The organism is Nonomuraea solani, assembly GCF_900108335.1.
GTDB classification, from domain to species: Bacteria; Actinomycetota; Actinomycetes; order Streptosporangiales; family Streptosporangiaceae; genus Nonomuraea; species Nonomuraea solani.
Window position 1 is genome coordinate 403,171 of sequence record NZ_FNVT01000005.1, and the last position, 11,406, is coordinate 414,576.

Sequence of the window (11,406 nt, forward strand, 5' to 3'; positions counted from 1 at the left end):
CCGGACTTTCAACACGCGAATTGAGGAGCAGCAGATGGTGATCGTCATGGGGCCCGAGGCCACCGCGGAGGATCTGGCGTCGATCGTGGAGGTCGCCCAGGCGGCCGGAGTCGAGGCTTTCGTCAGCAAGGGGGTACGGCGCACGATCGTCGGCCTGGTCGGCGACGTGACGCAGCTCGACGCGGCCGGCCTGCGCGGCATGGGCGGGGTGCGCGACGTGATGCGCGTGTCCACGCCGTACAAGCTGGTCAGCAGGGAGAACCACCCGGAACGTTCCACCGTCCACGTGGGCGGCGTGCCGATCGGCCCCGACACCGTGACGCTGATCGCGGGGCCGTGCGCGGTGGAGACCCACCAGCAGACCCTCGGCGCGGCCAGGATGGCGCAGGCGGCGGGGGCGGTGCTGCTGCGCGGCGGGGCGTTCAAGCCGCGTACGTCGCCGTACGCCTTCCAGGGGCTGGGCGAGCAGGGGCTGCGGATCCTGGCGGACGTGCGCGAGGAGACCGGGCTGCCGATCGTGACGGAGGTCGTGGACGCCAGGGACGTGGAGCTGGTGGCCACGTACGCCGACATGCTGCAGGTCGGCACCCGCAACATGCAGAACTTCGCGCTGCTGCAGGCCGTCGGCGAGGCGGGGCGGCCGGTGATGCTCAAGCGCGGCATGAGCTCCACGATCGAGGAGTGGCTGATGGCCGCCGAGTACATCGCCCAGCGCGGCAACCTCGACATCGTGCTGTGCGAGCGGGGCCTGCGGACGTTCGAGACGGCGACCCGCAACACGCTCGACGTCTCGGCGGTCCCGACGGCGCAGCGCCTGTCGCACCTGCCGGTGATCGTGGACCCGTCGCACTCGGGCGGCCGGCGCGACCTGGTGCTGCCGCTGACCCGGGCCGCGATCGCGGTGGGCGCCGACGGCGTGATCATCGATGTGCACCCGCAGCCCGAGCAGGCGCTCTGCGACGGCCCGCAGGCGCTGGTGGACGCCGACCTGGGTGAGCTGGCCCAGGTCATGAACGACTTCCCGGCGCTGCTGGGCAAGCGGGCGGCGGGCGCGGTCACCGTCTGATCCATCGCGCGGGCGAACGTACTCATGAGTAACTTGAGTACGAGACCCCATGCGCCGGGCTCCGGCGCGGCGGGACGATGCCCGCATGACGAAGCCCATCAAGCCCACCAACACCGCGGCGTTCTACATCCAGGCCGTCCTGTCGTTCGCCGTCTCGCTGGCCTCTGTGGTGATCGCCCTGATCTACCTGCCCACCGAAGGGTGGATCAGGGCGTTCCTCGGGCTCGGCATGCTGTACGTCGTCACCTCGACCATCACCCTGTGCAAGGTCGTGCGCGACCGGCAGGAGCAGGCCGAGGTCAGCAACCGCGTCGACCAGGCCAGGCTGGACAAGCTGCTGGCCGAGCACGACCCGTTCAAGGTGGACGCCTGACTACAGCGTGTACTCCTGGATCGAGTCGGCGAGTTGCACGCACAGCTCCTCGGCGTCGAGCCGCTTCTCGATCTGCTTCAGGTCCTCGATCTTGGCCCGGGTCTCGGCGCGCTTGGGCGCCAGCAGGGAGCAGCAGTCCTCGTCGGGCAGCTCGGAGATCTCCAGTGTCCCGATGCGCCGGGCCTCGGCCATGATCTCGGTCTTGTCCCAGCCCACCAGCGGCCGCAGGATGGGCAGCTCGACCGCGTTGTCCTGGGCGGTGATGTTGGTCAGGGTCTGGGAGGACACCTGGCCGAGCGCGTCACCGGTGATGAGCGCGGCGGCGCGGATGCGGTGGGCGACCTCCTCGGCCGTCTTCAGCATGAGCCGCCGCTGCGCGATCACGGCCAGCCGGTCCTGGCCCGAGTTGCGGATCGACTGCTGCGCCTTGCCGAACGGCACCACCCACAGGCGCGACCTGCCCTGGAACCTGTCGAGCTTCCTGACCAGCGCGTAGGCCTTGTAGATCGACTCGGAGGTGGTGAACGGGATGCCGGAGAAGTGCAGGAAGTCGACGTGCAGCCCGCGCCGCATCATCCGGTACGCCGCCACCGGCGAGTCGATGCCGCCCGACATGAGCACCAGCGCCCGGCCGCTGCTGCCGACGGGCAGGCCGCCCTGGCCGGGGATGCCGCCGGTGAAGATGAACACCTCGTCCCTGTCGACCTCGATGAACACCGTCAGCTCGGGGTTCTTCAGGTCGACGGGCAGGCCGTATTCGTCGTTGATGGCGCCGCCGACGTAGCGGTCGAGCTCGTTGGAGTGCATCGGGAAGCGCTTGTCGCGGCGGCGGGAGCGGACCGCGAAGCGGGCGCCGCGCTTGGCCTCCTCGCTCTCGCCGACCAGCTCGAGGCCGGCCTTCAGCACGGTCTCCGGGTCCTTGGCGACCCGCCAGGCGCGGTGGATCCAGACCAGCCCCGGCACGTCGGCGACGCGCTGGGCCACGGCCTCGGCCTGCTCGGCGGTGGCGCCCTCGGGCAGGAAGATCGCGATGACGCCGTGCCGCTTGCGCACGTCGACCTTGACGTCGACCGACTGGAGCGCGTCGCGGATGTTGCTGATCAGGCGGCGTTCGAACAGCTCGCGGTTCTTGCCCTTGAGGACGATCTCGCCCAGCTTGAGCAGAACGCACGGCTCGCCCAGGGCGGACATCGTCATGGTGGAACCTCCGGGGAGAGACAGGGAAAGGACGCGTTGGTCGCAACGTCGTGACCCATCGAGTTTAGTCCGCGTCGAGGCCCTGCTCTATCGCATATCGCACCAGCTCCACCCGGTTGTGCAACTGCAGCTTGCCCAAAGTGTTCTGGACGTGGTTCTGCACGGTGCGGTGGGAGAGCACCAGCCGCTCGGCGATCTGCCGGTAGGACAGGCCCTTGGCGACCAGCCTGAGCACCTCGGTCTCGCGCTCGGTCAGCCGCGGCGTCTCGGCGGCGTGGGCCGGACGGGCGGCCAGCCGGCGGTATTCGCCGAGCACGAGCCCGGCCAGGCCAGGCGTGAACACGGCGTCGCCATCGGCGGTGCGCCGGACGGCGTCGAGGAACTCCTCCCGGCTCGCCGATTTGACCAAATATCCTGACGCGCCAGCTTTGATGGCCTCCAGGACGTCGTCCTGCTCGGCGCTGGCCGACAACACCAGCACCCTGGGCGCCGGCTCCACCCCGGCCAGCCGGGCGGCCACCGCGGGGCCCGGCATGTCGGGCAGCCGCAGATCGAGCACCACGACGTCGGGCAGCACCGCCGCGGCCACCCGGACCGCCTGCCGCCCCTCCCCCACGGTGGCGACGACCTCGTAACCGGCCTCGGCGAGGTCTCTGGCGACCCCGTCACGCCACATGGGATGGTCGTCCACCACCATGACCCGCACCACCATGCCGCAACTCTAGACGGGCAGCCTGATTTCGACCTCTGTGCCCTGGCCGGGGACGCTCACGATGGAGACCGTCCCGCCCAGGTCGGCGATCCGGCCCCGGATGGAGCGGGCGACGCCCATGCGCCCGGCGGCGTGCGCCTCCGCCAGCCGCCCGTCCGGAATGCCGGGCCCGTCGTCCCTGACGCCGACCGTGACCGCGCCGTCGTCCGACTCCGCGAGCACCCACGCCCGCGCCCCGGGTCCGCAGTGGGCGCGCACGTTGTCCAGGGCCGCGCCGACGGCCGCCGCGACCGCCCCGGCCGCTTCGGCGGGCAGCAGCACGGGCGTGGCGGGGGTCGAGATCGTCACCTCGGGCGAGCGGTGCCGGGCGAGAAGGGTGCGCAGGTCGGTCGTGCCCTCCGGCGGCGCGGGGCCCGCGGAGACGAGCTCGCGCAGCGCCGCCTCCTGCTCGCCGGCCAGCCGCCCCAGCTCGGCCGCCTCGCCGCCGAGTTGCCGGCCCCGCCGCTGCACGAGGGCGAGGACCTGCAGGACCGAGTCGTGGATATCGCGGGCCAGGCGCTCGCGCTCGCGCTGGGCGGCCTCCATCTCGATGGCCCGCTGCATGCGCGCCTCCGCCTGCTTGGCCAGCCGGGCCACGTGCCCGACCACGACCCCTGACAGGAACAGCAACACCGCGCCGTTGATCAGGATGGGCACGTCGGGCGCGCGGACGCGCAGCCACAGGTCGCCCGCCGCGACGACGGCCGCCGCCACCGCGCCCGCGCGCCGGCCGCCGTGCACCGCCCAGGCCAGTACGGGCGCCGCCACCCAGGTCGCGGGCACCGGCATGATCCCCGCCGCGCCCTGACTGGCGCCCTCGACATACGGGGAGGCCAGCAGGCACGCCATCGCCACCAGCAGGTCCATCGCCAGCAGCGGCCACCGGCGCAGCGCGGCCACCGAATAGGCGAACGTGGCCCCCGCCGTCCACAGCGCCATCACGCCGATCACCAGCCAGCCGAGCACCGGCTCCTCGTAGCCGCGGTACTGGAACATGAGCACGGCCGCGTACACCAGCGACGCCACGCGGAAGACGGCGATCGCCCGCCAGAACGGCCCCTCGATAGCCATGAGCCCTTCTCATGTTCCCGACAGTCAAGTTGACAGATAGTTGCAGTATCCATGCGAAACGGATGTCCGAGATGGCACAATCCGTGAACCCCTAAATACAAGGAACCGATAGATGACCACCGCCGTGAATCATTTCACCTACGGTTTGCTGACACCGTTGCTCGCGTACGTGATGTCGACCATCGGGTCGATGCTCGGCCTGCGGCTCACCGCGCAGGCGCACGCCTCCCGGGGCGGCGCGCGGGTGCGCTGGCTGCTGGGGGCCGCCATCTCCATCGGCGGCACGGGCATCTGGGTCATGCACTTCGTGGCGATGATGGGTTTCCAGGTGGAGGGCACCCAGATCAAGTACGACGTCTGGCTCACCGCGGCCTCGGCGCTCGTCGCCATCGTGGTCGTGGGCACCGGCCTGTTCCTGGTCTCCTACGGCCGCGGCCGGGTCCTGGCGCTGCTCGGGGGCGGCCTGCTGACGGGGCTCGGCGTGGCGTCCATGCACTACCTGGGCATGTACGCGATGAACATGTCCGCCCACGTCAGCTACGACCGCGTCACCGTGGCCGCCTCGGTGGCCATCGCCGTGGTCGCCGCCACGGTCGCGCTCTGGTTCACCCTGCGGGTCAAGAAGCCCATCTGGATCGGTGGCGCCGCCCTCGTCATGGGCGTGGCCGTGTCCGGCATGCACTACACCGGCATGTACGCCATGCACGTCACGGTCGATGCCGAGCCCGGCATGGTCATGGGCGCCGACGCCCTCGACTTCCTCGTGCCCCTCATGACCGTTATCAGTTTGATCACGCTGACCATGCTCCTCATGGTGATCCTGTCGCCCTCGGAGGAGGAACTGCACGAGGACGCGGAGCTCGTCGCCAGGCTGGAGCTGCGGCGCCGTACGAACCAGCAGGAGCAACAGCTCGCCTACCCCGCTCCCGTGACGCAATTGCCGCGCCAGCAGGCGATGCAGGTTCGCAGAAGGTAGTTGCGCACGCGGCGACTCCCTGTTCATACTCCCTTATCGGTGCGTAAGGGATGGGTGGGGTTATGTCGCCGATCGACCATTTTTCTTTTGGGCTTTTCACGCCCGTGACCGCGTACATCATCTCGAGCGTGGGCTCCATGCTCGGGCTGTTACTGACGTCCAGAGCCCGGCTCATCGGGGGGCGTGAGGCCAAGTTCTGGCTCGTCGGGGCGGCCATCGCGATCGGCGGCACGGGTATCTGGACGATGCACTTCATCGCCATGCTGGGCTTCTCGGTGAGCGGCTCGGTCATCCGCTACGACGTGCCGCTCACGGCCCTGTCCGCGCTCATCGCGGTCGTGTTCGTGGCGATGGGCCTCTTCCTCGCCGCCCACGGCGGTGAGCGATCGGTCTTCCTGCTCGGCGGCGGCCTGCTGACCGGGCTCGGCGTGGCGTCCATGCACTACCTGGGCATGTACGCGATGAACATGTCCGCCCTCGTCTCCTACGACCCGCTGGTCGTCGCACTGTCCGTGCTGATCGCGGTGGTGGCGGCGACGGTGGCGCTGTGGTTCACGATACGGGTCAGCGGGGCACTCAAGATCGGCGGTGCGGCGCTGGTCATGGGTGTGGCGGTCTCGGGGATGCACTACACGGGGATGTTCTCGCTGTCGGTGTCGGCGCACGCGGACATGGTGCCCGTTCAGGGGGCCAAGGCCATCGACTTCCTGCTGCCGCTCATCGTCGGCATCAGTGTGATCACGGTGGGGCTGCTGCTGACCGTCATCCTGTCTCCGACGGAGAAGGAGCTGCGCAGCGAGGCCGAGTTCAGGGAGCGGTTGCGCGGACGCGACGAGGGCGCGCCGGAAGTGGATCTCTTCGGCACGCCCCGCGGTTGAGCTATCTCCTAGGTACGGCTTGCGACGCAAGGTGGGCCGCCGACTCGCTGCGGCGCAAGCCGTACCCTGAGGGGGGTCGTAGCGGTGACCCCGCTGTCCTGAAGGTACGGCCACGCGCTTGCAGGCCGCTTTCAGCCAGCTTCAGCCGGCCCCGGCCCCGGCTTCAGCCTCAGCCGAAGAACACCTCGGCCTCCGAGTAACGCGACACCGGCACGGTCTTGAGCTCGGCCGTCGCCTCGTCGAGGCCGACGCGCACGATGTCGGTGCCGCGCAGCGCGACCATCTTGCCGTAGTCGCCCTCGTGGGCCGCGTCGATGGCCTGCAGCCCGAACCTGGTGGCCAGCACCCGGTCGTAGGCCGTCGGGGTGCCGCCGCGCTGGATGTGGCCGAGCACCGTGGTGCGGGCCTCCTTGCCGGTGCGCTTCTCGATCTCCTTGGCCAGCACCTCGCCGATGCCGCCCAGCCGGACGTGGCCGAAGGCGTCGAGCGTGCCCGCCTGCAGCTCCATCTGGCCCTCGATCGGGTGCGCTCCCTCGGCGACCACGATGATCGGCGAGTAGCGGGTGCGGAAGCGCGACTCCACGTATTCGCAGACCCGGTCGATGTCGAACGGCTTCTCCGGGATGAGGATCACGTTGGCGCCGCCCGCCATGCCCGCGTGCAGGGCGATCCAGCCCGCGTGCCGGCCCATGACCTCACAGATGAGCGCGCGGTGATGGGACTCGGCCGTGGTGTGCAGCCGGTCGATGGCCTCCATCGCGATGTTGACCGCGGTGTCGAAGCCGAAGGTGTAGTCGGTGCCCGAAAGGTCGTTGTCGATCGTCTTGGGCACGCCCACGACGTTGACCTCGCGGTCGTAGAGCTGTTTGGCGACGCCCAAGGTGTCTTCGCCACCGATGGCGATCAACGCGTCGACGCCGGTGGCGAGCAGATTCTCCTTGATCCGGTCGACACCGCCCTCGATCTTTATCGGGTTGGTGCGGGAGGAGCCCAGAATGGTCCCGCCACGTGGCAGGATGCCCCGCACGGCCTGAATGTCGAGGGGCATCGTGTCACCCTCCAGGGGACCGCGCCAGCCGTCGCGGAATCCGACGAACTCGTGTCCGTAGACGCTCACCCCCTTACGGACCACTGCCCTGATCACGGCGTTGAGGCCGGGGCAGTCGCCGCCTCCGGTGAGCACTCCAATGCGCATGGCGGGTTCCTCCCGATAGGGGTCACGAACCAGACCTTGATGTCAGACTCGCATTGTGCCCGCCCTCACAGGGAGTGGTCTAGACCAAACGCCAGGCTCGCAAAACAAACCCTCGGCAGGAGGATTTTTCGTGAGTGTTTTGGCCATCGACGCCGGGACGACCGGGGTCACCGCGCTCATCGTCGCCGAGAACGGGCAGATCACATCCAAGGGGTACGAGGAGTTCGCCCAGCATTTTCCCCGGCCCGGCCGGGTCGAGCACAACCCCGAGGACATCTGGCAGGCCACCCTGGCGGCCTGCGCCACGGCGCTGCGCGGGGCCTCCTCCGAGCCGTCCTGCCTGGGCCTCACCAACCAGCGTGAGACCGCCGTGCTGTGGGACCGGCGCACGCTGGCCGCGCCGCGCCGGGCGATCGTCTGGCAGGACCGCCGCACGGCCGAGGTGTGCGGGCGGCTGCGCGCGGCGGGGCACGAGCGGCGGGTGTCGGAGCTGACCGGGCTGCGCCTGGACCCGTACTTCACCGCGACGAAACTCACCTGGCTGGCCGGGCACGACCCCGGGGTGTGGGAAGGCGTCACGTCCGGAAATGTGGCCGTAGGGACGGTGGATTCCTACCTGATCGCCAGGCTCACGGCGGGCGCGCGGCACGTGACCGACCCGTCCAACGCCTCACGCACCCTTCTGTACGGCCTGAGCTCCGGCGCCTGGGAACCCGAGCTGTGCGAGCTGTTCGGGGTGCCGATGGAGGCACTGCCGGAGATCGTGCCCAACTACGGGCCGCTGGGGCACACCGAGCCGTCGGCGTTCCTCGGGCTCGAACTGCCGATCAGCGGGGTGGCCGGCGACCAGCAGGCGGCGCTGTTCGGGCAGACGTGCTTCGACGTGGGCGACGTGAAGTGCACCTACGGCACGGGCTCGTTCGTGCTGGCCAACCTGGGCGGGGAGATCGTCCGCCCGGACTCGGGGCTGCTGACCACGGTGGCCTGGCAGACGCCGGACGGCGAGCGCACGTTCGCGCTGGAGGGGTCGATCTTCGTGACCGGCGCGGCGGTGCAGTGGCTGCGCGACGGGCTCGGGCTGATCGGGACGGCGCCGGAGTCGGAGGCCCTGGCGCGTACGGTGCCCGACAGCGGCGGCGTGGTGTTCGTGCCCGCGCTGACCGGGCTGGGGGCGCCGCACTGGGACCCCGAGGCGCGGGGGCTGATCAGCGGCCTCACGCGCGGCACGACGCGGGCGCACCTGGTCAGGGCCACGCTGGAGGCGATCGCGTTCGAGGTGCGCGATGTGGTGGAGTCGATGACGAGCGGGTCCGTGCCGGTGCTCAAGGCCGACGGCGGGGCCAGCGCGAACGACCTGCTCATGCAGTTCCAGGCCGACCAGCTCGGCACGGCCGTGGAGCGGCCCGCCGTCCAGGAGACGACGGCGCTCGGGGCGGCGTTCCTGGCCGGGCTGGGGGCGGGCGTGTGGGGGTCGCGGGCCGAGCTGCGCAAGACGTGGCATCTCGACCGGCGGTTCGAGCCGGGCGAGCGGGACGACGCGGCCTATGAGCGGTGGCGGGCGGCCGTGGAGCTGGCCATGTCTCACCGCTCCTGAGGGTCTCCCGCCGGGCCCTTGGCGAACCTGGTCAGCAGGTTGACGGTGGCACGGCGGGTGAAGGCGGCGGCGGGCCCGGTGACGCCGTGGCCGCAGCCCCTGCCCTTCAGCGCGCACACCCAGCGCATCGTGCCCGAGGCGAACACCCCGGCCCCGCTCGGCGCGGTGTAGTACGTGCTGTGCGTGACACTCGACCGGCCGCCGCACGAGAACGGCGACTCGGCCAGCACCTTCACGTTGCCGGGCGAGCCCGGCGACACCCGGTCGGTCTCCACGCCCACGAGCCCGGGGAAGCGCCGCCCCTTCGTCCCGGCGAAGATCCAGTGGCCGGGCCTGCGCACCCGGTAGACGCCCTCGGCCGGGAAGCAGTCGTACATCTGGCCCACCAGCGCGCTCTCCGGCTCCGACTCGCGCCACAGCTCGCAGAGGCGCTCCTTGTCGCAGGCGACCTTCCTGCCGTGCAGGCCGATGCGCCAGTAGACGGCGTTGGCGCCGAGGAAGGCGAGGTTGGTGCCGTGGTCCCTGGCCTGGGTGACGGCCTTGCGCATGGCGGGCGACCAGTACTCGTCGTGGCCGAGCGAGACCACCGCGCGGGCGCCGTCCAGCGCGCCCGGTTCGAGGTCCAGGCTGGTCAGGTACGCCAGCGGCACGCCGCTCTGCTCGGCCACCGCCAGCGCCTCCTTCTCGAAGTCCAGGAAGAGCCGGGCGCCGGTGCCGTCGTAAGGGCGGTCGAAGGTGACCGTGCGGGAGCGGTCGGCGTACCCCGCCGGGCCCTGGTAGAGGCTGTGGCCGCCCCACAGGTTGTACGCCTGCCAGGTGGTGACCGCGTTGACGATCACCACGCGGCCCGCGGTGGAGGCCGAGCGCACGGTCACGGGGACGTAGCGCTGGGCGCCGGTGGAGGCGTCGAGCCGGATGAGGTACGCGCCCTCGGGCCAGCCCGTGGTGTCCACCGTGAGAGACCGTCTCCAGTGCGCGGCCGTCACCATGCCGCCCGTGATCCGCATCGGCGCCTGCCGCACGCCCCGTACCCGGGCGGACTCCCAGACCTTGGCCGGGTTCGCGCCCATGCGGAAGGCGCGGGCGGAGAAGCGCGGCGCGGTCGTGGAGACGCGCAGCCCGAACCGCTCGCCCGGCAGGACGCTCACCCGGTCGGCGTAGCCCTCGATCTCGTGGTCGGCGCCGTGGCGGGTGATCCGCCACGACTCCTGTACGTCCACCGCCGGCGCCGTGGCGGTCGGTGTCCGTACCGGCGGCGCGGCCACGGGTGGTTCGCCGCAGCCGGACGCCAGCAGGACGAGGGCGAGCATGATCTTACGCACGAGCCCATGGTCATGATCGCGCGCCCTCGTCAGCCGCGACTTGACGAACTCCTTACATGATCAGCACGCAGGCCGGGCTTTCCACCTCGTACTCCTCTCCCGCAGGCTCGGGGACGCCGTCGCGCAGGGTGAAGAGGGTGACGGTGCCGGAGTGCTGGTTGGCCACGTACATGCGGTCGCCGTCGATGGCGAAGTGCCGGGGCCAGTGGCCGCCCGAGGAGACCTCGGCCACCGGCGACAGGTCGGCGGCGCGCAGGACGGTGATCGAGTCGGGGCCGCGGTTGGCGACGTAGACGAGGTCGCCGTCGAGCTGCAGGTGGGAGGGGGCGTTCGGGCCCTGGCTCCGGGAGGCGGGGACGATCGTGCGGCGTTCGCCGTCGATGAGGGTGACGGTGCCGTCCAGTTCGCCCGCCACGTACAGGCGTGAGCCGGAGAAGGCGAAGTGGCGCGGGCCCGAGCCCGGCTGCAGCGGGATCGGCTTGAGCGGGGTGCCGTCGAGGTCGTAGCGGCGGATCTCGTCGGTGCCGAGGTCGGAGACGTGCAGGACGCCGTCGTGGAAGACGGCCTGGTGGGCGTGCGGGCCCCGCTGGCGGTCGGGGTCCGGGCCCGAGCCCTCGTGGCGCAGCACGATCGGCTCGCCGGTGAACGCGCCCCGCTCGTCGAGGTGGTGAACGACCGCGGTGCCGTCGCCGTAGTTGGCCGCCGCGAGCAGGTCGCCGCCGGGGGCCACGGCCACGTGGCAGGGGCTGTCGCCCTCGCTCGGCCGCTCGTCCAGCGGGCGCGGCTCCGGGCCGGCCTCGAACGCGGTCAGCCAGCCGCGTTCGAGCTCGCCCACCGCGTACAGGACGGGCAGGGTGGGATGGGCGGCGAGGAACGACGGTGAGGTCACCCGGGTCAGGCCGCCGCCGATGGTGACGATGCCCGGGCCGTATCCGCCGATGTGCACACGCTTCACAGGCGCGTTCCTCCTATGGTTGACTAAG

Annotated in this window: 11 protein-coding genes; 5 read left to right on the forward strand and 6 right to left on the reverse strand. The window is 70.9% G+C overall.

All coding sequences use genetic code 11. From position 1 onward, the window contains the following. Positions 1-34 precede the first annotated feature (34 nt). A complete protein-coding gene (gene aroF / locus C4V41_RS21540) occupies positions 35-1,066 on the forward strand; it encodes a 3-deoxy-7-phosphoheptulonate synthase (protein ID WP_103957681.1) in 1,032 nt (343 codons plus the stop codon). A gap of 85 nt (positions 1,067-1,151) precedes the next feature. Next, complete coding sequence (locus tag C4V41_RS21545) at positions 1,152-1,439, forward strand: YiaA/YiaB family inner membrane protein (protein ID WP_103957682.1); 288 nt, start codon at positions 1,152-1,154, stop codon at positions 1,437-1,439. On the opposite strand, the gene thiI is transcribed toward C4V41_RS21545, so the two are convergent. The 3 genes from thiI to macS form a co-directional block, all read right to left on the reverse strand. Beyond that, positions 1,440-2,636 carry a tRNA uracil 4-sulfurtransferase ThiI gene (gene thiI / locus C4V41_RS21550; RefSeq protein ID WP_103957683.1) on the reverse strand — a complete coding sequence of 399 codons (1,197 nt, stop codon included), beginning with the start codon at positions 2,634-2,636 and terminating at the stop codon, positions 1,440-1,442. A 64-nt stretch (positions 2,637-2,700) separates the two neighbouring features. Next, entirely contained in the window at positions 2,701-3,348 is a 648-nt protein-coding gene (locus C4V41_RS21555; RefSeq protein ID WP_103957684.1) for a response regulator, read from the reverse strand. A 9-nt stretch (positions 3,349-3,357) separates the two neighbouring features. Beyond that, positions 3,358-4,458 carry a MacS family sensor histidine kinase gene (gene macS / locus C4V41_RS21560; protein ID WP_103957685.1) on the reverse strand — a complete coding sequence of 367 codons (1,101 nt, stop codon included), beginning with the start codon at positions 4,456-4,458 and terminating at the stop codon, positions 3,358-3,360. Between the two features lie 112 nt (positions 4,459-4,570). On the opposite strand from macS, the gene C4V41_RS21565 reads away from it, so the two are divergent. Together C4V41_RS21565 and C4V41_RS21570 are read left to right on the forward strand one after the other, a co-directional pair. Then, positions 4,571-5,434, forward strand: a complete 864-nt coding sequence (locus C4V41_RS21565; RefSeq protein WP_235030288.1) for an MHYT domain-containing protein — start codon at positions 4,571-4,573, stop codon at positions 5,432-5,434. A 137-nt stretch (positions 5,435-5,571) separates the two neighbouring features. After that, positions 5,572-6,312 carry an MHYT domain-containing protein gene (locus C4V41_RS21570; RefSeq protein WP_235030317.1) on the forward strand — a complete coding sequence of 247 codons (741 nt, stop codon included), beginning with the start codon at positions 5,572-5,574 and terminating at the stop codon, positions 6,310-6,312. Positions 6,313-6,481: 169 nt separating this feature from the next. Here C4V41_RS21570 and C4V41_RS21575 read toward each other — a convergent pair whose 3' ends face one another. Beyond that, the gene (locus tag C4V41_RS21575; protein WP_103957687.1) at positions 6,482-7,507 is read right to left on the reverse strand and encodes a 6-phosphofructokinase; all 1,026 of its coding nucleotides are present in this window, start codon (positions 7,505-7,507) and stop codon (positions 6,482-6,484) included. 130 nt (positions 7,508-7,637) lie between these two features. Here C4V41_RS21575 and C4V41_RS21580 point away from each other — a divergent pair, with 130 nt between their 5' ends. Next, complete coding sequence (locus C4V41_RS21580) at positions 7,638-9,101, forward strand: FGGY family carbohydrate kinase (RefSeq protein ID WP_103957688.1); 1,464 nt, start codon at positions 7,638-7,640, stop codon at positions 9,099-9,101. Here the strand turns inward: C4V41_RS21580 and C4V41_RS21585 are convergent. Further along, positions 9,089-10,423, reverse strand: a complete 1,335-nt coding sequence (locus tag C4V41_RS21585; protein WP_103957689.1) for a N,N-dimethylformamidase beta subunit family domain-containing protein — start codon at positions 10,421-10,423, stop codon at positions 9,089-9,091. The two genes, C4V41_RS21580 and C4V41_RS21585, sit on opposite strands and share 13 nt — an antisense overlap. Before the next feature lie 52 nt (positions 10,424-10,475). Beyond that, positions 10,476-11,378 (reverse strand): lactonase family protein, encoded by a 903-nt coding sequence (locus tag C4V41_RS21590; protein ID WP_160150351.1) that lies wholly within the window; start codon positions 11,376-11,378, stop codon positions 10,476-10,478. Positions 11,379-11,406 lie beyond the last annotated feature (28 nt).